Origin of the sequence: Flavobacterium rarum (SeqCode) (assembly GCF_965234445.1) — a bacterium.
GTDB lineage: Bacteria > Bacteroidota > Bacteroidia > Flavobacteriales > Flavobacteriaceae > Flavobacterium > Flavobacterium rarum.
On sequence record NZ_OZ248491.1, the window covers coordinates 1 to 24,245 of the forward strand.

Sequence of the window (24,245 nt, forward strand, 5' to 3'; positions counted from 1 at the left end):
TTAAAACTACTATCATAAACGGAACGCTCTTGTCCACAACAAGGACAAGGAAATTTGGTGCCACGTTCAAAATCTATATAAACATCAATAACTAGATTTGCTTTTTGAACTTTTGCATCAACTAACAACCAAGGTGCTTTTATTCCTAACAAGGGGCCTAAGCCTGATAAATCTTCCATGCCGAAAATTAGTGAATATTTTGTATACCCACTAATTTAGGCGAAGAGCCACATGAATTTTTATTTCTTAAAAAACAATTTTATTGACGAACCCTTTCCCGTTTTTAAGGAGTGTTCTAACTATTAAAAACCTGCTGCTTGCGTTTAAACTTGTAATTACAAATTCTTCATTATTTATTCCTGCAACTTCATATAGTGGTTTTCCAGCCAAATCATATACTATTATTTTGTCAATATTTTCATTAGAAGAGTTTACTTTTATTTGGTTATTATTACTACAAACAATTACCGATTTAGATTTATTATAAAGTTGGTTTCCTGATCCAAATATTGAACTATTATTCCTGTTCTCAAAAGTTATCGTTTCGGTTACAACTGGATTGACCACTACAACTTCTTCGACAATTGGCGGAACTGTAACTGGTTCTAGAAGAATTGGCTCAACTAAAACTGGGTTGACCACTACAACTTCTTCTACTACTGGTGTTATTCCAACAGGTTCTGGAAGAATTGGTTCAACTACAACTGGAACTTCTATAATAGGATTGACCACTACAACTTCTTCGACTACTGGCGGAACTGTAACTGGTTCTGGAAGAATTGGCTCAACTACAACTGGATTGATCACTACAACTTCTTCGACAATAGGCGGAACTGTAACTGGTTCTGGAAGAATTGGTTCAACTACAACTGGATTGATCACTACAACTTCTTCGACTACTGGCGGAGCTGTAACTGGTTCTGGAAGAATTGGCTCAACTACAACTGGATTGACCACTACAACTTCTTCGACTACTGGCGGAACAGTAACTGGTTCCGGAAGAATAGGCTCAACTACAACTGGGATGACTACTACAACTTCTTCGACAATAGGTGGAACTGTAACTGGTTCTGGAAGAATTGGCTCAACTACAACTGGATTGACCACTACAACTTCTTCGACTACTGGCGGAACTGTAACTGGTTCTGGAAGAATTGGCTCAACTACAACTGGATTGACCACTACAACTTCTTCGACTACTGGCGGAACTGTAACTGGTTCTGGAAGAATTGGCTCAACTACAACTGGATCGACCACTACAACTTCTTCGACAATAGGTGAAACTGTAACTGGTTCTGGAAGAATTGGCTCAACTACAACTGGAACTTCTACAACTGGATTGACCACTACAACTTCTTCGACTACTGGTGGAACAATAACTGGCTCTGGAAGAATTGGCTCAACTACAACTGGATTGACCACTACAACTTCTTCAACAATTGGTGGAACTGTAACTGGCTCTGGAAGAATTGGCTCAACTACAACTGGGTTGACTACTACAACTTCTTCGACTACTGGTGGAACAATAACTGGATCTGGAATATTCGGTTCAACTACTACTGGTGGAATAACAACAACTGGTGGTGCCACAACAATCGTATTGTCTTTATAAACAAGAACAAAACGTTCATTAAAAGTTCCAGCCAAAGTAGAAAAGTTATAAGGACCTGTTTTCAAATTATGAAAAGTACCCGTTGTTTTGTCAGAGATAAAGATTTCTTGACTACTCAAAACACCATCAGCAGTTTCAATTGCAATAGAAAAAACACCATCAACCGCAGTTTTATACCCTAGTGGCACTTCATCATCTGTGCTGAAGGGTAACGCACGACCTTGTATAACGAATTTTGCGTTTCCGATTAAACTATAAAAATCAACATAGGCGTTTCTAGTATTACTCGGTCCATCATAAGAATCGTCAACTCCATTTGTAGCTCCTCCAATATATCCAATCAAGGTTTGTTTGAAACCTCCTTGATCATTAGTTAAATTCAGCCATACTCGATGTCTTTCTATTTGTGTTATGTTTTTATCGGCTTTTTTTTCAGACTTAAAATCATTGCGATATATTGATCGACCGAACGTCATTATCGTAATCAATAAGAATCCGATAATTAAAAGTAAAGTTTTTTTCATTTTAAACAATTTTATAAAATATTATATTGAATATTATTTTTTTTTAAATTTTGTTTTAACTAAATCATCAATCCTTTTGTTTATTTTTTAAAAAAAGTTAAGCCAAATGGTTAATGAAGTACTTTGAAAAAGAATTATGAGGATTGTTTTAATGGAATTTAACTACCTGATTTTGAGTAAGTAATTTTAAATCCATTAACTGTATCAAATTTAATTAAAGAAATCAAATAAATCGAATAAAAGCATATTTTATCGACGAAATACATATATATAAATTATATGTATTACTTATAATACAAAATAATCGTGTTTTTAGCAAAATTTTAATTTTTCAAATATTCTAAAATTAAAAAAGCGTATGTATAAAGATATTTTAATACAAAAAAACCGAAAAAAGAAGACTACCTTTTTAAAAACAAAAAAACAATTTTAAAGCAATAAGTAGATTCTATATATAATTTGGATCTCAAAAAAGGAAATCAATAATTTCAACCCATGCTCCAAATTAGAAATCTACAGTGATTAAATAACTTCATAAAAAGATATTTTTAAGGAGTTCTGTATTCTATTTTATTTGACTTTTCACTTTTTGTATTGATCATATGTAATCTTTGATGTCTTTTTTAGATCCAAAAATTTTTTTTTCCTTTTAAATTAAAAATTGAGCTAAAGATCCGTTTTCTTGGTGCCATCATTTCAAATTCCAATTACAAAAGATTAACTCATTGGTGTTTATTACATTTTGGTGTTCGCTAAAACTTGTTTTCATCTTTAATAATAGCCTTTAAGCTCAAACCCTTATTGAAGAATCCAGTTTCGCATCAAAGTTTAATGTGGGTTCTGGATTTAACAAAAAAAAGTGTTTCAAAAAGAGTAAAAAAACAACTTCACCTAATTAAAAAATAATTTTTAAAAGAAATTTTTAGCAAAAAAAAAATCTATGAAAAGTTAATTTCTAAATCCATATTAAAATAAATGTATAGAATAATACCATTTAACCTTTGATTTTACTGCAATAAAAACGCAACGTCTCTTCGAGTGATTTAGAAAAGTAATGCGATAGCTTTACTTTTCTAAATTATATCGAGAAGCCTACATGGTGATGGTTCTCGATACATTTCATTAAAAAAAGCTATCGCATTTTTTAACGAAACACTCGAACAGACGTAGAAATAGATTGTTTTATCAAGATAAATTTAAAGTCTAAATGGTATAAATCATACAAAGGAAATTCTAGTCCTAAAAAAACCATCTTAAATCTTCAAGATGGTTTTTTAAAATTAGTATAGTTTGAAATCACCATGACAAATTTTGTCGCAATTGAAAATCATCGAATTCCAAAATAAAATAGTAACTGATGTGACAAACACCAATGAAGATCTGGCGTTACCATATTCCAACAAAAACAGTATTATCTAAATATGAAAATTTAAAAAATAATCCGATTAACAGATCTATGGCCGTTTTTAAGCTGCGTAATAAGTATTAAAAACTGATTGGCTGAATTTAAATCCTCAATATACAATTCATTTTGATTGACATTTCTATTTTCATAAATCAATCTTCCTCTCAGATCGTAAATCATAACTTTGATAATCATTTCATTAAAAGAGTTTATCATTATTTTATGATTGTTTGCCCATACAATAACTGCATTACTGGGTTCGTTATAATCAGGATTTTCTAACATTGGATCTAAAGTCACAACTGGTGGAATAATTACAACTGCTGGTTCTACAACAACTGGAGGAACAATTACAACTGGTGGCTCTACAATTACTGGGGGAGCAATTACAACTGGCGGTTCTACAACAACTGGTAGAGCAATTACAACTGGTGGTGCTACAACAACTGGTGGAACAATTACAACTGGTGGCTCTACAATTACTGGGGGAACAATTACAACTGGTAGTGCTACAACAACTGGTGGAACAATTACAACTGGTGGCTCTACAGCAACTGGTGGAACAATTACAACTGGTGGCTCTACAACAACTGGTGGAGCAATTACTACAGGTGGTGCTACAACAACTGGTGGAACAATTACAACAGGTGGCTCTACAACAACTGGCGGTGCTACAACAACTGGGGGAACAATTACAACTGGAGGCTCTACAACAACTGGTGGAACAATTACAACTGGCGGCTCAACAACAACTGGGGGTGCAATTACAACTGGGGGAACAATTACTATAGGTGGTGCTACAACAACCGGTGGGACAATTACAACAGGTGGCTCTACAACAACTGGCGGTGCTACAACAACTGGGGGAACAATTACAACTGGAGGCTCTACAACAACTGGAGGAGCAATTACTATAGACACTTCCGGTATAGATTTATCCACATAAACCAATACAAAACGATTATCAAATATCCCTTTTAGAGTAGTAAAAGTATAAGACGTCTTTTTTAAATTATGAAAGATTCCATCATTTTTGTCCAAAACAAAAATATCTTGATTAGCTAATACGCCGTCGGCTTGTTCTATTGCGATAGAAAATGTACCATCAATTGTTGATTTATATCCTAAAGGTACCTCATCATATTTATCAAAATTCAAAGGACGTCCTTGTATTACGAATTTTTTTGTTTCTATTGTACTATAAAAGTCAACATAAGCATTTTTGTTATTGCTTGGTCCATCAAATGCATCGTCAATACCATTGGTGGCTCCAGCAATATAGCCTATCAAAGTTTGTTTGAAAGCGCCTTGATTATTTGTTAAATTTAGCCAAACACGATGTCTTTCTGTTGCTGTTTTCTTTGTTTTACTCCCTTTAAAGAACTGAGAATTACTACCAGAAGTAGCCACACGCATACTATTGTTAAAATTTACAATTCCTGTAGTTCCTGTTTTGCTTATAGTAAAAAATCCCTGACCTGCTGCAATATCGCCCAAAGGTACGCTAGTATTTGCCCCTACTAATACGGAACTCGCTGCAGCAGTACTTCCAAGAGAATTATAGGAAGCATAATCATCTGAACTATAAACATAACCCGAACCACCAGACGTAATAGGAGTATTATGAGTCCATATATAAATTGTACCTTTTATAACCGAACTATTTGCCGCTATAAAAAGATCAGCATCCAATGCAGATGGATAGGGGTTTCCAATAAAACTATAACGACCAGGACTTGAATTTACTGATACAGTTAAAGCGCCATTATTGGGTATTCCGATAAATGAAACAGGTTGAGCGTAAGGAAATACAACAGTTTCTGGATAAGGAGACCCCCATACTCCAGCTTTCGGAGTTCGTATTGTATACCCTTTACCAACATCCATTACATTTGCAGAATTCTCTGTAACCCAAACTCTATCCCAAAAACTAAAATATTTGTCATTCAATGTGTTTGGAGACAATGCTTTTAGCGTTTGACCAGAGACCGGTGAAGACCAATCTGTAAAATCAAAATTTTTCATCGGAACAGTTATACGTTTATAAGTGATAGTCCCAGTATTAATAGCAGCGTCATTTATTTGAACCAAACTTGCATTATTTTCAAAAGTCAAAGTCGTATTAACCAACACATCAAGACTTTCTTGAACTGACAATACAACTCCTGAATTAATAATGACAGAGCCCGAATTAATTTGACAAGAACACATATTCAAATCAGCGCCAACAGTAAAAACAGATCCTATTCCGCCATTAAAAATAACACGTCTTAATGGAGATGGAGCTCCGTTGGACCATACACTCCCATCCCAAAATGTAGTCGAAATAGGAGATACATTGACGACAATATTTGAGGAATCAGATGAAAAACAGACTCCTTCAGAAACTGCACAAGTATAAGTTCCAGACGCTAACCCAGGAATGGTTATTGCTCCACCACTACCTGAATACGATTCTCCAGAACTGAAATTTAAAGTCCAACTCCCAGATGGCAAACCGCTTAAAGCAACACTCCCTCCGGGCAAAGCACAAGTTATTTGCTGTATCGATCCAACAATTGGTGCTGTTGGGCCAGTATTAATAACTACTGATACTACATTTGAAGGTGTTACAACAGTTCCACAAGTTGCATTCGAAGAGCGCACTCTGTAGTAATAAGTAAATCCCGATGCTAATGGCGTAATAATTAAAGAAGTAACGTTCCCTACACTCAAATTATTATAACCAGACACATAAGTACTAAATGACGGGTCTGTGGCTATATCCAAATAATAAGATGTTGCCCCAGAAACTGCATTCCAATTCGCTGTAAAGCCATTACACAACACAGCAGTTGCATCTATAGCAGTTGGCGAATTTATTTGCAAAGTTTCATACACAATAACATTAGAATTAGCACTCGCACCACAACTACTGTGCTTATGAACTCTATAATAAATATTCCCTGGAGGCAAACCTGTAAGTAAATAACTAGTTACATTACCTACACTAAAATCATTAAAACCTGATACAAAAGTTGTAAAATCAGGATCTGTAGCAACGTCTATAGAATAACTTATTGTACCTGCAGATGCTGTCCAATTTGCAGTAAAAGTATTAGTGCAATTTGCTCCAGAACCAGACAATGCGGTAACTATAGGCGCAGATCCAACAGTAAAAACAGCTGCATTAGGACTACTTACTCCAATTAAAGAAACGGTTACTTTATAATCCCCAGGAGATAAATTAGTTAAATTCTTAGTAGTCGCAGAAAAGGTTGCATCCCCTATTTTTTGCCAATAATAATTATACGGGTCGATCCATTCTGGTGTGTTTTGAAAAGTACCATTGTTTCCAGAAGGATAGGAAAACAAAGTGGTTCCAGATCCTATAAAAAAATTATAACCCGCTATGATTCCAACTTCATAACCGGAATATGTAGTAGGTCCAATGGCTTTGTAAGTTATTTCAATGGCTGAAAGTGCTGTATTAAATAATCCCAGTTTCATTACTTGACCTGTAAATGAATCCCCTGTAGCATTATAAACACCACTTCCAATCTTAGTACTAGAACTGGAACTTCCATAATTTGAAGTAGTTACAACACCACCTGTTACAGCAACACTAGCTCCGTTTAAATATATTTTGATAATAGATCCATTACCCACCACAGCAATGTGATGCCAAGCACCATCCCCAAGAGAAGCGGGAAGTGATGCTGTAACAAATCCTGTCGCTACTGTCCATAACTCTATAGTTGTAGCATTGGCAAACCCAAACTCTATAGCATCATTTTGTCCAAACAAACTCATTCTACCAGTAACATCAGCACTATTAAATTTTATCCATCCTTCAATGGTAAAAGCACTTTTATTAGACAATAAAGCGCTTCCCAAGTCGATATAATCATTATCGGCTCTAATAAACTTTACTGCATTATTCATGTTTGTTATGGTAATAGCACCATCAGTACCACTTGAACAAGAGGCTTCTGCAACCGAAGCAGTAGGTACAGGCAACAAAGGAAAAATTGTCATAACCGCAGTAGCATTAGAGCAGCCAGCGACAGTGTAAACTATGGAATAAGTACCTCCTGCACTTGTTGATAAATTTACTTCACCAGTTGAAGAATTCAAAATCAATCCTGGAGGCGAAGCACTATATGCACCTCCTGTGGCTCCAGTTTGTGTTACACCAACTTTTCCAATTGCAATATAGGCGTTACCTGGATAAGTTATTATAGGCGGTGGCGTAAATTGATACACTTGCCCTGAAGCAGGTTTGGTTGCAATATTGGCGGTGAATGTTCCAGTTTGAGCAGTAGGTCCTGTTCCAGAATTACTTAGTGTTAAATAATTATTATTTGAATCATAAATACCAATAGTGGCCGAAGCAGTAGTTGATGCAGCTGCACCTTGATTATACACATATTCTATTCGATTAGATCCCTCGTAAAGCCAAACTTGAAACGATATTACGTCACCGGTGTTTTGATAATCCCACTTTTGTTTGTACCATTCTAATTTAAATATTCTATTGGGAGCAGATCCCGTTGTTAAATACCTTGGCTTTACAGTACATCGCAAGTCATCCCAAAGAGGCATTAAAATTGGTTTGGATAGTGCTGCATTAGCAGCTGAGTTAACATAATTTTGGGCAGCAGTAACAACAGCAGCTCCAAAACTAAGCCATCCATTACTAGATACTCTTATATCAGTATAAACACTGCCTCCAAATGCAAATGGAAATTGTAGCGTAACAACATTTGAAACAGCGTCATCTTCTGCGGCCGAAATTCCGACAACTTCTGAAGCACCTGCTAAAATTTGATACGTTGTTGTTGTTGCTGTGAAACAATATTTACTGGCTTCCAGTCCTGTGGCTGGTGGAGGAGTAAACCTATAAATTTGACCTGTTGCAGGTTTAGTACCCAGGTTGGTTGTAAAAGTATTGTAGTCAGCCGTTGGATTTACACCAGAATTTGTAAGCGTTAGGTATTTTCCATTTGCGTCACATATTCCTATTGAAGCACCACTTGAACTATTGTTTACGAAAGTTGCTTCTTGATTGTATAAAAATTCAATCACATTCGTAGTCTCAAAAAACCAAATTTGGAAGGATATAACATCTCCAGAAGATTGAGCATCCCATTTTTGCTGACTCCATTCTACCTTAAATCTTCTATGGGGAAAAATTCCAGTTGTTACATATCTTGGTTTTACTGTACACATCAAATCATCCCACAATGGAAATAAAACTGGCTTTGTAACCACTGCATTTACTAATGAATTTGTACTGTTTTGAGCATCAGTAACTGTAGCAGCTCCAAAACTAACCCATCCATTGGGAGAAACTTTTATCGCAGAATAAGCTGTACCCGCAAAAGTAAAAGCAAACGGCAGCGTAATACTCGACGAAACTCCCGTGTCTGCTGTTGCTCCCAATGAAGTATCAACAACTCCTGGAACTCCAGTAAGCGAAATATAACTCCCCGATACGGCTGTAAAAGCATAACTGCTAGCCGCTTGCCCAAAAGACGTTACCGATATCATAAAGAGCCCGATAATTAAGAGTAATTTTTTTTTCATTAAAGTTGGAAAATTAAAGATTATAATACTATTGGTTTGACGATTAGCAAAACAAAAAATCGTCAACAAAAAATAAAAGAAATTGAAGTTTAAAATACCTCAAAATAAAAACAACACCAATATTGTACTCTATTGTCTATTGCTTTAATGCATTTTTAATATTTAATTTGATACTTCTGAAAACTATCGAGAAAAGGTAAAATTTGAAATTACTTTGAGTTAAAATCTATTTGTTTTTATCCAAAGACCTTTTTAAAAAGCGGAAGTTCATCGAACAATAATTGAAAAATAATAGTTATTAAAATTTAGCCTTTAGTTCGTAACTAAATCTAATGTAGACAATGAAAGCATATAAATCGTATAAATACCTATTTTATCGTTGTAATACATATTTTTATCTATTTTATATATTTTTTCTTATTTTTTATATAAAAGAAAAAATGAAAACATTCAAATATTAATTTTTGAAAAGGCTAAAAAAAAAATTAATCATATGATAAAAAGAGTACATTTTGAAATATTAATCTTATATAAAAAACTCCTGTTTTTTCGATTTTTACAAAAAACAATAAAACAGTGCAATTGGAAATAGATAAAAAAAAATGTTTTGAATGTTCTAAAAAAAATTAAAAAGGAATCATTCATCACAAAAAGAAGGCACCTAAATTTGCAATAAAAAACCAAAATAATTATCTATTTTTACTGTATGAAAGAAGTCTATTCTATTAAAGAAGCCAAATTAAAAATTGAACATTTCTGTGCTTACCAAGAACGTTGTCACGATGAAGTAGTATCGAAATTGTGGAGTATGAAATTAATTACTTCAGAAATAGACGAAGTTATTGTGCATCTTATTGAACACAATTTTCTGAACGAAGCACGTTTTGCCTGCAGTTTTGCGCGCGGGAAACACCGCATTAAACATTGGGGAAAAATTAGAATTACCAATGAATTAAAAATGCGCAAAATCAATCAAACCCTAATTAATCTGGCGCTAAAAGAAATTACACTCGAAGAATATTTGGAAACATTTGAAAATCTAGCCGAAAGAAATTGGAAATCCATTTCAGAAAATAACATACTCAAAAAACGAAAGAAATTTTGCGATTATATGCTTCGCCGTGGTTTTGAGAGTAATTTGATTTATAATAAAGTAAAAGAATTGGAGAATGGGAACCCCGATTAAACAGATTCTATTGCGAAAATTTCCCTAAGAAGAAAACGCGAAGAGGCACAAAAATTTTTTGAGTTAATATAACAGAAACTAAAAACTTTCAAAAAACCTTGGCGAATCTCTGTGAAACCATTATCTGGCTTTGCGATACAACCCAATTTTTACAAACTCAAAAGGATGCTCACCGCATTACCACCAAAACCAACGGCATTGACCAAAACTTTCTTAATAACTCTTTCAGAGTTTTGAACTCTGAAAGGGTTTGAATTATCCAGAAAAGGAACACCAATGAAATGATTGTGTTGCATCATCAAAATAGCCATTTCAATACTCAAAATTCCTGAAGCGCCAAAAGTATGGCCGATTTTCCACTTATTAGTCGTCAATAAAGGAAGGTTTTCGACACCCGAGACCGAAGGGCGAACTGACGAAGTAAAGATTTTCTCAATTGCTCTATATTCGGTTAAATCACCTTTTATAGTTCCGGGAGCATGCATTACAATAGCATCAACCTCGGATAAATCTGTATTTTGCAAAGCCATTTTCATTGATTTCTGAAAACAAGTCGCTTCAGCTGATATCGATATATTGTGTTCCAAAATTTCAGTAGCATAACCAATACCTTCGATAAAGGCTATTGCATTTTCTTTTTTTCCTATTTCGAGACAGCATACGCCAGCACCTTCGCCCAAAATCATGGTGTTTTGTTTTTTATCCAAATCCAAAGCCCTATTAGGAAATTTTTCTTCGCTATTCGAGTAGATTTTCAAGGCGCGCATTTGTCCAATGGTAAAATTAGTCAAAGGAGCTTCACTTCCACCAACCAGAAACTTATCAGCCATACCAGATTTAAGCCATGCCACGCCGTTGAGTACTGCATGCAAAGCCGTTGAACAGGTAATGGAATGCGAAATTTCGGGTCCTGTACTTTGTAAATCATGAGCAACCCAAGAAGAGATATTCCCCAAAGTGGTTGTTGGTGAAGCCAATGTTTGTGCTTTACCGGTTTCTAAATATTCCTGGTAATGTTTTTCGAATAAGTCGGTTGCCCCGCGAGAAGAGCCGATGTTTATTCCAAAAACAGCTTCTTTTGTCCAACCTGCTTTTTCTATGGCTTTGCGAGAAGCAACCATAGCATAAAGAACAGACTTATCTAACGCTTTGTATTTGATATCCGATTGTCGTAATGCTTCAACTTGCAATACTGAATCTTCATCAAGTGTGGCCACAATTGAATTTTTATGATCTAAAAATTGAGCAGTAAAACACGTTTCATTCTTTAAATAATTTTCCCAAATCGATTCAGAAGAATTACCTAAAGGCGAAATAGAAGCTATGGCAGTTATGGAGATAATTTGTGACAAAATATTCAATTCTGGTTTAACCGCAAAGGTCGCAAAGTTTTACGCAAAGTCTGCAAAATAATTCAATATCTATTGGAATGAATTTAAATTTGTTCAATAGCTGTATGCATTAATGGCACACTGATGACACGGATTGAAAAGATTAACTCTGATTTATCATATCAACCATAATACTATTTTTAATTATATAAGCACAAGTATAATTTAAAATCACCGCAAAACCGTTAAATCTGTGGCCAATGATTAAACAATATCGAGAGCGCTTTCCACTACATCATACACTTTTTTCAGTTGAACATCGGTAATAACATACGGAGGCAAAATGTAAACAATATTCCCAACGGGGCGAATAATCACGCCATTTGCTATAAAAAAATCATAGAGTTTGTTACGCAACGTTCCATAATAACTCTCAGATTTTTCTGTCTTAATTTCTAAAGCAAAAATAACGCCCAGCACTCTTGTAGTAGTAACCATAGGGTGATTTTGAACTCGTTTTTGAAAATCCAAATGACAGGTATTGATTCGAACTAAATTGGATTGCATTTCCTGAGATAACAACAATTCCAAACTGGCCAAAGCTGCTGCACAACCGGTTGGATTGCCGGTAAAAGTATGCCCATGAAACAGCGCTTTATTGATATCGTCATCATAGAAAGCATCAAAAATATTTTGGGTAAAGGTAGTAATCGCCATAGGGATCGTTCCTCCCGTAAGTGCTTTAGAAAGGCACATCATGTCTGGTTTTTGATTCAAATAATCACAAGCAAAAGTTTTTCCAGTTTTACCAAAACCAGTCATGACTTCATCGGCAATAGTAAGAACATTATTTGTTTGACAAATTTTAATCAATTCATCCAAGCTTTCAGGCTCGTACATCACCATTCCTGCTGCACCTTGTACCAAAGGCTCGAACAGAAAGGCGGCACAACTATTGTCTTTTAAAGCCTCTTTCAAAGACTCAAAACTTTCTTGTTCTTTTCCTTTAACCGGAACAGGAATCCGAACCACATCAATTAACATTCCTTGAAAAGACTCGGTAAAAAAGGAAATTCCACTCGCAGCCATTGCTCCAAAAGTATCACCGTGAAAGGCATTTTCGAAAGCTATAATCGTGGTTTTCTTCTGTGCTTTATTATAAAAATATTGCAAGGAAACTTTAATAGCAATCTCTACAGCAGTTGATCCATTATCCGAGAAAAAGATTTTCTTTTGATTATCGGGTAAAATTGCCATTAATCTTTCTCCTAAAAGTACAGCTGGTTCATGTGTAAACCCACCAAAAAGAACGTGTTCTAGAGTAGTCAATTGCTTGTAAATAGCATCGGCAATGTATTTGTTGGAATGCCCGAAAGGATTGACCCACCAAGAGGCAATAGCATCAATATATTCTTTATTGTTTTCATCCCAAAGCAAAGCACCTTCCCCTTTGACAATAGCAATAGGAAGGGCTGCCGTTTTGTGTTGTGTATAAGGGTGCCAAAGATGCTGGCTGTCTCTTTCGATTAAAGTCATTTTTTTTAGAATATAGGAAATAGAGCATAGAATAAAGACTAAGCCCTAAAATTATTGACAAAGATAGAAAAGTCTATTCTCTTTATTCTATTTTCTACATTCTTATAAACTCAATAGTTTCTCTCGAAACAAATCCGCATATTCTTTGATTACATTTTGATCAAAATAGGGCTCTTCTTCGATTCTCCCAATACAGTTAATACCGGTTTTATTCAAAATAATAGATTCAGTTGATTTGTTTTCCTCTCCAGAAAAAACAATTCCTCCGATCGCTATTTTACGATTTTGTAAGGCCTCTATAGAAAGTAAGGTATGATTGATGCTTCCTAAATAATGTCTGGAAACCAAAATCACTTTATAATCGGGTTGAATTAAATCAATCACGCAATCGGAATCATTCAAAGGAACAAATAATCCTCCTGCACCTTCAACCACCAAATGATTTTGAGTTTTCGGCTCAATTATTTGCTTTAAATCAATTTGAATTCCATCTATTTTAGCTGCAAGATGTGGACTTGCAGGGGTATTTAGTAAATAACTATTCGGATGAATAATCGTTATTTCATTAGATACATATTCTTTCACTTTATGACTGTCTGAATGATCAACATCGCCAGCTTGAATGGGTTTCCAATAGTCGGCTTTTAAGGATTCGACAATAATAGCAGAGGCAATGGTTTTGCCTACATCGGTGGATATTCCTGTTATAAATAGTTTCATGTTATTTAGCCACGGATAATACGGATAGAACGGATTTTCACTGATTTTTTAAATTAATTTTTCTATCATTAGTATAGATAAACCTTTTAAACTCGGGTTCATCACCAAAATTCAACAGTAAACCCACTTCAATTTCTGTTGCTTTTAGATAATTCATTGTTTGAGCTACATGAGCATTCATAAGTAACTCACAAGCTTTAAGCTCAACTTTAACTTTGTCATCTACTATTAAATCAGCATAATACTCTCCAACAAGTTGTTTTTTAAAATATACTTTAATTGGCTTTTGAGATTCAACTTTATGTCCTTTTGCTAATAATTCAAAATACATTGTGTTTTGATACACTTTTTCAAGAAAACCAGCGCCAAGTTCATTATAAACTTCGTAATAAACTTTTAAAATTACATCAGTAATAGATTTGTGTAATAAATTTGTCATATTTAATCTGTATAAATCAGTACTATCCGTATTATCCGTGACTAAAAAACAAAAGTACTCAACAAAGTCAATACTTGAGTAATTTCTTCTTTACTATTAAAGCTATGCAAACAAAAACGCAGTCGTTCCTGACCTTCTGGAACCGTTGGCGAGAGTATTGCTTTGACATCAAATCCTTTTTCCTGCAAAGCAACTGCAATACTTTTTACTTTTTCATTTCCAGGTATAATAACACTTTGAATAGCCGATTTACTGCGAACAAATAGCGGGCTCAAATACAGCATTTTTTTCACCTGATTAAAAAACACAATATTTTCCTTGAGTGATTCGAGCGCACTTTTATCTTTTTCTAAATGGTGATAACCAATTAAAATTGTGGCAACCGAATGCGGAGAAAGCCCAGTGGTATAAATAAAACTTCGTGCAAAATTAACCAGATACGATTTTAATTCATTCGAACCCAAAACCACTGCACCATGACAGCCCAGTCCTTTGCCAAATGTCACAATTCGGGCAAATATTTTGTCCTGCAATTGTAAATGTTGTATCAATCCTTGTCCATTTTCTCCAAAAACTCCCAAAGCATGTGCTTCGTCAACCACTAAATAACAGTTGTGCATTTCTGAAATTGCAACCAATTCCTCCATGTTTGGACAGTCGCCGTCCATAGAAAAAACAGATTCGGTTACAATATAAATGGTTGAAGTATTTTTATTTCCATTGAAATTGTCATTTTCATTGCCATTGAAATTGACTATCTTTTTCTCCAAATCCTCAAAATCATTGTGTTTGAATTTAAATGACTTAGCATTGGACAATTGAATTCCGTCCCGAATGGAAGCATGACACAATTCATCATACAGAATCAAATCACATTTTTGGGGAACGGAACTAAAGAAACCAACATTGGCATCATAACCAGAATTAAACAGCAAAGCCGATTCCGACTGATGGAACTGAGCTATAAAATTTTCAGTTTCTGTATATAAAAAGTGATTACCCGACAATAGACGTGATCCCGTAGCTCCGTTACATTTTATATTTCGATCCAATAAAAATTGATGAGTCTCATTGAAAATCGCTTCAGATTTTGAAAAACCTATATAATCGTTGGAGGAAAAATCAATTAAATCAATTGACTGCGGCAATATTCGCAATGATTTATTTTTGTTGCGGGTGTCTAGTTTATTGGCAAGATTTTTTGGAAAATTCATAAAAGCAAAGTTAAAAAAAACGCCTAACAAAATGTTAGGCGTTATCTATTTAAAACTGAATTGTCTTAATCTGCTAAAACAATTACTTTATTGTCTTTTAACTCCAGCGTACCAGAATTAATTTCTAAAGTATAATTTTGATCATTTACTTTGGTAAACAATCTGGCAGTTTCGTCATTTAAATCAAAACTTGGAGCCGTAATATTAATCGTTCCTTTTTGCAACAATGAAACAATTGGTGCGTGATTATTCAACATTTGAAAACGACCGTCTACTCCTGGAACAGAAATAGAAGTGATTTCTCCTGAAAATAATTTCGCTTCTGGTGATACTATTTCTAATAACATAATTTAAAGTTAGAGGTTAGATGTTAGAGGTTAGAAGTGGAAGTAAAGTTTAAACAACTTCTAATTTTCCACTTCTAACTTCCCACTTGATTACGCTTCTGCCAACATTTTTTCTCCAGCCTCGATAGCTTCTTCAATAGTACCCTTAAGGTTAAAAGCTGATTCTGGCAAGTGATCCAATTCACCGTCAATAATCATGTTAAATCCTTTGATAGTATCTTTGATATCTACTAAAACACCTTTTAATCCAGTAAATTGCTCCGCAACGTGGAAAGGTTGAGACAAGAAACGTTGAACACGTCTCGCTCTAGAAACCGATAATTTATCTTCTTCAGAAAGCTCTTCCATACCAAGAATTGCGATAATATCTTGCAATTGTTTGTATTTTTGAAGAATTTCTTTTACTCTTTGTGCACAGTCATAATGTTCAGCACCAATAATATGAGGCGCTAAAATTCTTGAAGTAGAATCCAATGGATCCACTGCAGGATAAATACCTAACTCAGCAATTTTACGAGACAATACAGTAGTAGCATCAAGGTGAGCAAACGTTGTTGCTGGCGCCGGGTCAGTTAAATCATCCGCAGGAACGTAAACCGCTTGTACAGATGTAATAGACCCTTTGTTTGTTGATGTAATACGTTCTTGCATTGCACCCATTTCAGTAGCCAATGTTGGCTGGTATCCTACCGCAGATGGCATACGGCCTAAAAGTGCCGAAACCTCAGAACCTGCTTGTGTAAAACGGAAGATATTATCAACAAAGAACAATACATCTTTTCCTTGATCAGTACCTGCACCATCACGGAAATACTCAGCGATAGACAATCCAGAAAGTGCCACACGAGCACGAGCTCCTGGAGGCTCATTCATTTGTCCGAAAACGAAAGTAGCTTTAGACTCTCTCATTCCTGGCATATCTACTTTAGATAAATCCCATCCTCCATTTTCCATAGAGTGCATGAATTCATCACCGTATTTTATAATTCCTGACTCCAACATCTCACGAAGTAAGTCATTTCCTTCACGTGTTCTTTCTCCTACTCCTGCGAATACAGAAAGTCCACCGTGACCTTTTGCAATATTGTTAATCAACTCCTGAATCAATACTGTTTTACCTACTCCAGCTCCACCAAACAATCCAATTTTACCCCCTTTTGAGTAAGGCTCAATCAAATCGATAACTTTAATACCTGTGAATAAAACTTCAGAAGATGTAGATAAATCTTCAAACTTTGGTGCTTGTCTGTGAATAGGCGTTCCGTTTTCACCAGTTTTAGGTAATTCTGGCAAACCATCAATAGCGTCACCAATTACGTTAAACAAACGACCGTAAACATCTGCTCCGATTGGCATTTGAATAGGATTTCCTGTTCCTACTACTTCATAACCTCTACTCAAACCATCTGTTGAGTCCATCGAAATGGTACGCACTGTGTTTTCACCAATGTGAGATTGTACTTCAAGTACTAATAACGTACCGTCCTTTCTTGTGATTTCTAACGAATCATAAATTTTTGGAAGTTCAACATCTTTTCCGTTGAAAACTACATCGACTACTGGTCCAATGATTTGGGCAACTTTTCCTATTACTTTTGACATTACTTATGTGTTTATTAAATAGCTATTTAGGTTTATGAAATACAGCCCATCGAAATAGCTCGATTGGATACTTTTTTCAGAGTGCAAAGATAATTTTTTAAAATATAAAATCAATATTTTTTTTTATAAAAAAAGCTAATTTTTTATCGAATTGATTAATAAGCTGTTCTAAACTATCAAAACAAGTCATTTTTCGCTAAAACAATAAAACCACCACGTGATAAACGGGTGGTTTTAGTAACTTATCTAAAATTAAATCTATTGTATCGTTTTTGGGTATTGTATTTGGTAATTAGCCAAATCAACCTTTCTTAAAGTCGCTCCAAATTTTGTATTAATTGCATCAACAAATAAATTAGCGATAAATGCATACCCTCTTGGGCTTGGATGAACACCGTCTAAAGAAAAAGCACCACCAGTTAAATAACCGGCTGTCATGTGGTTATTACCAAATCGCACTCCAGTAGTAGACAATTGAGTCATTGCAGCTTTGGCATCAACAAAAGCCAATCCTTTTGCTTCTGCAACTGCACTAATCGTTTTATTATAAGCATCTGTAGCAACTTTAACCTCCATTACTTCATCTTTTGACAACACCCATTGATCTGATAAAGGAACTGAAACACCATTTATTTTGGTTGCATCTCCTCCAACATAGGTACCTATAAAATTTCCAGCCAACAAAACAACTAAATCTTCTTTAGTAACTTGTCTGTAGGAAGGAACTCCATATGCTGATAAATTTGTCAAATAGCTATCAATAATTACAACAGGATTATTACCAGCTACAAATTTAATAGTTCTTTTTGCAGCTTCTTCTGCGGACAATAGTTTATTAGTAACCATAACTTGTAAACCTCCATTATATTGAGCATAACCCGCATTTAATTGCCCCGCTTTTGTTGCATCTAAAGCAACAGGATTATAAGGAACAGTTGTAAAATAAGGCAAAGTGGTAACATATGGCAAATTAGCAACAATTCCTTTTGCTCCATTAGCCGTCAAATTCGTTGCTAAAGCATTATAGACATTCGCAAAAACATTTGGATCAGTAATATCATTATTACCATAAGTAGATGGATCTAAATTTCCTGTTTGATTAACTCCTGCCCCCCCGTTTGTAGCATACAATAACACATCATTTCCTCCAATAAACAACGAAAAGAAAGTAGGCGACTGTGCTAATGCATCTGCCAATACAGTAGTAGTAGCAGAAGTGGCAAATCGTGCAAAATATGGATTTGCAGTAGAAGGAGTCGCAAAAACACCCGCAAGATTTCCGTATCCAGGAGCTATTAAATGATAACTTTTAGCACCAGGAATCCCCAAATTACTAAAAGGACCTGTTAACTTATTGGTAACTTCAGTGGTTGGAGTACCAGAAATAGGCCCGACAATTGGTTTTCCGTCAGGTTTAAACCCAAGAATAGAAAATCTGCTGCCTGCAATTACATTTCCGCCTAACAAAAGCCCACCAGTATTATCCGCCATCATAGGAGTTGTAAAAGCTCCACCCCCAGCAGGTATTAATTGTTGTGCTAATATATTGACATAAGAATTCTCCTGACCTGCTTTAAAAAGAGCACTATCGCTATACCCTGCAGCAAAGGAATCCCCTAATGCCACATACTTTGTCAATACCGCCGTACCTGGAGTAATTGGAATTTCTGCTACTACATCTTCATCATCATTATTAGTACACGCTACAAAGCTTAAAGAAGCCAATAGTAGCCATTTGAAATTTTTTATCATATTCTATATTTTTAAGTTTTTGACTAGTCTAATTTAATTAAGGATTAATTGTCACAGAAGCAAACCATTGTTGCCCAATTGCACCAGCTCCAATAACTTGTATGTAATCTTTACCTCCAATATTTGTAGCCCCTACTTTGAATAGCATTTTATAAGATGGCAAGCCATAATTGATTTGTGCATCTACTACAGTTGTTGAAGGAACAATACCATCAGCAAATGATGATTGCCATAAGTATTCTGAATTCCATCTTACATTGGTATTGAATCCGAAATTTTTAAACAATCTAGTGTTTCCTAAAGATGCTTTAACTCTATGTTTTGGAGTATTAAATCCTGTTACAAATCCAGGATCTTCTGATTGATCAAAATCCAATTGAGAATAATTATAATTAGCACCTAATTCAAAGTTTTTGTATACTTTTTTAGACAATCCCAAACCAAATCCTAAAGATGCTACATCTGCAGAAGTATTTGAATACACTTGATAAATTCTTCTGTCACTTCTAGCTAATGCATATACAGGGCTTAAAGGATCTGACAAATTGATTGCTGCATTTACATCTCCATAATAAACACCTGCTACTCTTGACGTATTCAAGAAATTATTATATTGATTGTAATACCCATTAACATCTACCGAAAAATCATTATTGATTATAGTACGATATCCAAGCTCAAAAGCTTTCACTTCTTCTGGACGAACTAAATTAATGTTTGCAGCTTTCAGCAAAGCTGAAGCTCCAGCTACATCCGATGGATTAACAGCCAAAGCAGCACCAAAAGCCTGAACAGAAGTTAAAGTATACGAATTATTATAAGCATTTGTTCCATCCATTGCCACAGTAGCTGCAGCACCAGCAGCTTGACCAGCGGCACTTGTATTTCTAATTTCAGAATAACGTACTAAATTTTCAGGAGCAGATCCAATTAAAGCAAACGGACCTAAATCTAGACCAATATATTGATCTTGAGTAGTAGGATTTCTAAAACCTGTTTGGTAAGAAGCTCTAAAATTATGCGTTTTTGCAGCTCCAGCAGAATACACTAAAGATACTCTTGGAGAAATATTACCATCAAAATTTTGACTTTTGTCGTAACGAATAGAAGCAACCAACTTTAAACGATCTTCCATTAATAATTTAGACGCTTGAGTGTAAACACCGTATTCGTTGTAACGAATTGGTCCATCATAATCAGTAAAAATAGATCCACCAGAATTCATTTCGTATTGACGAGCAGAACCCCCAACTTGAATTTCAGCAAACTTCATTAAATCTTTAAAATTATAATTTACATCTGCATGGTAAATCTTAGATTGATCTGTAAATTTAGCACCTTTTGAAAAATCAGGATCACTTTTAACCGCATTTAAGGCACTTGAAAATTCAGGAGTCCCTGGATCAAATCTTGGCTTACCAGTAGGAGAAACCAAAACAGACTCTAAACCTGCAGGCTTAATATTATAATCTGCATAATTTCTAGCATTGGATGCCGATAAAGTTGCATCGGTACCCAACACTGCCCCAGACAATTGATAAGCTGTAGCATAATTAGTAAACCATTCTGCATCTGATTTGGCAGCTCTTTGAACATTCCATCCTGCAAAACGCATATCATAAGAATTCCCAGCATCCTCAGCTGAACGATACGCTCTTGCAAAAAAGTTTTTCCCTTTTACTTCAAATTTAATTTGACTCATAAAGAAATCATTCAAAGCATATCTATTTGCCCCTTGATAGATAGTATTCCCTAATCCTAATTTGTATTGTAGAATAAATTCAGTGTCATTTTCCCATGGTTTGAAATGCATAGAGAAATCTGCTTTTACACTGTTTACTTTATTGTCATTCAAATCCTTCTCACGGTATCCTGTTCTGCTTACCTGTCCAACATTATTGATAAAAGTAGTTACTTCATCACCATAAATATTCAAACCATCATAATTTTGATTTGTTTCATGACCAATAGACCCACCCGTAACGCTTCTTCTATCATCTGCTATCCATTCAGTAGCTTTCATATAGTTGAAGTTTGCTTTCACAGCAAAATGTTTACTAAAAGCAGTAGCTGCTCTAAGTCCCATATCAAAATAATCATTGGTTCCAGCTACATCTTGTGTAGTTTGACCATATTTAACATAAGTACTAATTCCTTGATTGGTAAAAGGACTTTTACTGTTCATAAATAAGATTCCGTTGAAAGCATTAGCACCATACAAAGCAGAAGAAGCACCTGGTAAAAGCTCTACACTAGCCACATCTATATCCGAAAGCCCAATTAAATTTCCTAAAACAAAGTTCAATGCTGGAGAGGAGTTGTCCATTCCATCAACCAATTGCATAAAACGAGTATTTCCAACTGCAGCAAAACCTCTAGTATTTACTGTTTTGAATGAGATACTACTTGTGTTGAATTGTACTTCTTTTAAATTTTCTAAACCATCATAGAAACTAGGCGCTGTAGTACTTTTTACTTGAGCAATTCCCATTCTTTCAATTGTAACAGGAGACTGAAGCACTCTTTCAGGAGCTCTTGAAGCAGAAACAACAATTTCATTCAATTTTGTTTCTTCTGAATTAAGTTTAACTTTAACTTTTTGAGATACCGACTCAACACTTACATTGGAAGAAAGATATCCAAGAGCGGTAACATCAATTGAAAAAGGAAGGGTTTGTTTCGTAACTAATACGAAAGAGCCGTCAAAATCGGAAATAGCACCATCTTTTGATCCAGCAACATTTACATTTGCACCTGGAATAGGTTGGTTATTCTCGTCAGTAACAACACCTTTGATGGAATTTTGAGCAAAAGATATGCTGCAAAAAAACAATGTTAAAAAAAGTAAATACAATCTCATTTGAAAAAATTTTGTTGGTTAGTGGCGCCAAATTACACATATTTTTTAATAATATGCAATAAATTAGAATAAAAATATAATAATAATTAACAAAAAAGGACTTAATGCAACAATTCAATATAAATTGATATTACATTATTAATAATAATTTAATGTATTATTCACAATAAATACTATGCATACATAGCAATTAATCATTTTTTTTCAATTAATCATAAAATTACATCGATTTCGTAAAAACCATAAAGCACAAAAAAAGCGAGAAATAGTTCTCGCTTTTTTTAAAAATAGTATAAATTATTTATTCAACAGTCACCGATTTGGCTAAATTTCGAGGTTGATCCACATTACAATCTCTCATTACAGCTATATGATAAGATAATAATTGCAAAGGTATAGTTGTGATTAATGGAGACAACGCATCAGAAGTTTCGGGAATCTCAATTACATAATCAGCAAGATCTCGTACTTGTGTATCTCCTTTGGTAACAACTGCAATAATTTTACCGCTTCTTGATTTAATTTCTTGAATATTACTTACGATTTTATCATAATGCCCTTGTTTTGGAGCAATTACAATTACTGGCATTAATTCATCAATTAAAGCAATTGGTCCGTGTTTCATTTCGGCCGCAGGATATCCTTCGGCATGAATATAAGAAATTTCTTTTAGCTTTAACGCACCCTCAAGCGCTACTGGAAAATTATATCCACGACCTAAATACAAACAATTTGGAGCATCTTTAAAAACCGCAGCAATTTCTTTGGCTTTATCATTTGTCTCCAATGCTTCTTTTACTTTTTCTGGAATAATTTCTAGTTCTTGTAAATAGGAGTGAAATTGAGAATGAGTTAACGTACCCTTAGCTTTTGCCAAACGTAATGCAATCATCGTCAAAACAGTAATTTGAGTTGTAAAAGCTTTTGTAGAAGCTACTCCAATCTCAGGTCCAGCATGTGTATAAGCACCTGCATGTGATTCTCTAGAAATAGAAGAACCAACCACATTACAAACACCAAAGATAAAAGCACCATGCTCTTTTGCCAATTTAATAGCGGCCATAGTATCTGCAGTTTCTCCTGATTGAGAAATAGCAATTACGACATCTTTACTATTGATTATAGGATTTCTATATCTAAATTCAGATGCATACTCCACTTCTACTGGAATTCTTGCAAACTCTTCAATAACATACTCAGCCACTAAACCTGCATGCCATGAAGTACCACAAGCAATAATTATAATACGATCTGCATTTAAAAAACGTTCCAGATTATCTTCGACACCTGCCAATTGAACAATTCCTTGATTGGCGTGCAATCTACCTCTATAAGTATCTTTAATAACACTTGGCTGTTCGTAGATCTCTTTCAACATAAAATGTTCGTAACCTCCTTTTTCAATTTGCTCCAAATTCATTTGAAGTTCTTGAATATACGGATCCACTAAAGAATCATCTTTAATTTTACGAACTTTCATCGTTTTATGCAATCGTATGTTTGCCATTTCGCCATCTTCAAGATACACTGCATTTGAAGTGTATTCTATAAAGGGAGATGCATCGGAAGCGATGAAATATTCACCTTCTCCAATACCAATAGCTAATGGACTACCCAATCGAGCAGCAACTATTTCGTTAGGATTTTTTTTGTCAAAAACAGCAATTGCATAAGCCCCTACTACTTGGTTTAACGCCAATTGAACCGCTTTACCAAGTTTTAATTTTTCCTTTTTTTGAACTTCTTCAATAAGATTAATTAAAACCTCAGAATCAGTATCAGACGTAAAAGTATACCCTCTTTTTATCAATTCTACTTTTAAAGGAGCATAATTTTCTATGATTCCATTGTGAATAATCACTAAATCACCAGAATTTGACACATGAGGATGTGAATTAACATCATTCGGCACCCCGTGAGTAGCCCAACGTGTATGTCCAATTCCTATAGTTCCATTAGTTGTTATTTCATTTTCTGCTTTTACTTCAAGATCTGAAACTTTTCCCTTTGTTTTTGACAACTTTATGGCATCACCATCAAACAACATTACACCGGCACTATCATACCCTCTGTATTCTAATCTTTTTAATCCTTTTATTATAATAGGATAAGCTTCTCTATAACCAATGTATCCAACAATTCCACACAT

The 24,245-nt window shown here is 34.8% G+C and carries 13 protein-coding genes; 1 reads left to right on the forward strand and 12 read right to left on the reverse strand.

The window, feature by feature from the left end; genetic code table 11:
• Positions 1-246: 246 nt before the first annotated feature.
• Together AC8GF4_RS10225 and AC8GF4_RS10230 are read right to left on the reverse strand one after the other, a co-directional pair.
• On the reverse strand, positions 247-2,136 hold the full coding sequence (locus AC8GF4_RS10225) for a DUF8693 domain-containing protein (RefSeq protein WP_506594421.1): 1,890 nt from the start codon (positions 2,134-2,136) through the stop codon (positions 247-249).
• A 1,429-nt stretch (positions 2,137-3,565) separates the two neighbouring features.
• Complete coding sequence (locus tag AC8GF4_RS10230; protein ID WP_506594422.1) at positions 3,566-9,109, reverse strand: RemA C-terminal-like gliding motility protein; 5,544 nt, start codon at positions 9,107-9,109, stop codon at positions 3,566-3,568.
• 706 nt (positions 9,110-9,815) lie between these two features.
• On the opposite strand from AC8GF4_RS10230, the gene AC8GF4_RS10235 reads away from it, so the two are divergent.
• Positions 9,816-10,295, forward strand: a complete 480-nt coding sequence (locus AC8GF4_RS10235; protein WP_506594424.1) for a regulatory protein RecX — start codon at positions 9,816-9,818, stop codon at positions 10,293-10,295.
• A 149-nt stretch (positions 10,296-10,444) separates the two neighbouring features.
• Here the strand turns inward: AC8GF4_RS10235 and AC8GF4_RS10240 are convergent, their stop codons facing one another.
• From AC8GF4_RS10240 to glmS, 10 genes are all read right to left on the reverse strand, one after another.
• On the reverse strand, positions 10,445-11,647 hold the full coding sequence (locus AC8GF4_RS10240; RefSeq protein ID WP_506594425.1) for a beta-ketoacyl synthase N-terminal-like domain-containing protein: 1,203 nt from the start codon (positions 11,645-11,647) through the stop codon (positions 10,445-10,447).
• A gap of 243 nt (positions 11,648-11,890) precedes the next feature.
• Entirely contained in the window at positions 11,891-13,162 is a 1,272-nt protein-coding gene (gene bioA / locus AC8GF4_RS10245) for an adenosylmethionine--8-amino-7-oxononanoate transaminase (RefSeq protein ID WP_506594427.1), read from the reverse strand.
• Between the two features lie 102 nt (positions 13,163-13,264).
• The gene (gene bioD, locus AC8GF4_RS10250; RefSeq protein ID WP_506594428.1) at positions 13,265-13,882 is read right to left on the reverse strand and encodes a dethiobiotin synthase; all 618 of its coding nucleotides are present in this window, start codon (positions 13,880-13,882) and stop codon (positions 13,265-13,267) included.
• 37 nt (positions 13,883-13,919) lie between these two features.
• Complete coding sequence (locus tag AC8GF4_RS10255) at positions 13,920-14,321, reverse strand: GxxExxY protein (protein ID WP_506594430.1); 402 nt, start codon at positions 14,319-14,321, stop codon at positions 13,920-13,922.
• A gap of 41 nt (positions 14,322-14,362) precedes the next feature.
• A complete protein-coding gene (locus AC8GF4_RS10260) occupies positions 14,363-15,535 on the reverse strand; it encodes an aminotransferase class I/II-fold pyridoxal phosphate-dependent enzyme (protein WP_506594432.1) in 1,173 nt (390 codons plus the stop codon).
• Positions 15,536-15,600: 65 nt separating this feature from the next.
• Positions 15,601-15,882, reverse strand: coding sequence for a FoF1 ATP synthase subunit delta/epsilon (locus AC8GF4_RS10265; RefSeq protein WP_506594434.1), 282 nt, complete (start codon positions 15,880-15,882; stop codon positions 15,601-15,603).
• A gap of 90 nt (positions 15,883-15,972) precedes the next feature.
• The gene (gene atpD, locus AC8GF4_RS10270; protein WP_506594436.1) at positions 15,973-17,484 is read right to left on the reverse strand and encodes a F0F1 ATP synthase subunit beta; all 1,512 of its coding nucleotides are present in this window, start codon (positions 17,482-17,484) and stop codon (positions 15,973-15,975) included.
• Positions 17,485-17,742: 258 nt separating this feature from the next.
• Positions 17,743-19,236 carry a G-D-S-L family lipolytic protein gene (locus AC8GF4_RS10275; protein ID WP_506594437.1) on the reverse strand — a complete coding sequence of 498 codons (1,494 nt, stop codon included), beginning with the start codon at positions 19,234-19,236 and terminating at the stop codon, positions 17,743-17,745.
• A 37-nt stretch (positions 19,237-19,273) separates the two neighbouring features.
• A complete protein-coding gene (locus tag AC8GF4_RS10280; protein WP_506594438.1) occupies positions 19,274-22,096 on the reverse strand; it encodes a carboxypeptidase-like regulatory domain-containing protein in 2,823 nt (940 codons plus the stop codon).
• A 301-nt stretch (positions 22,097-22,397) separates the two neighbouring features.
• Positions 22,398-24,245 carry a glutamine--fructose-6-phosphate transaminase (isomerizing) gene (gene glmS / locus AC8GF4_RS10285; RefSeq protein ID WP_506594439.1) on the reverse strand — a complete coding sequence of 616 codons (1,848 nt, stop codon included), beginning with the start codon at positions 24,243-24,245 and terminating at the stop codon, positions 22,398-22,400.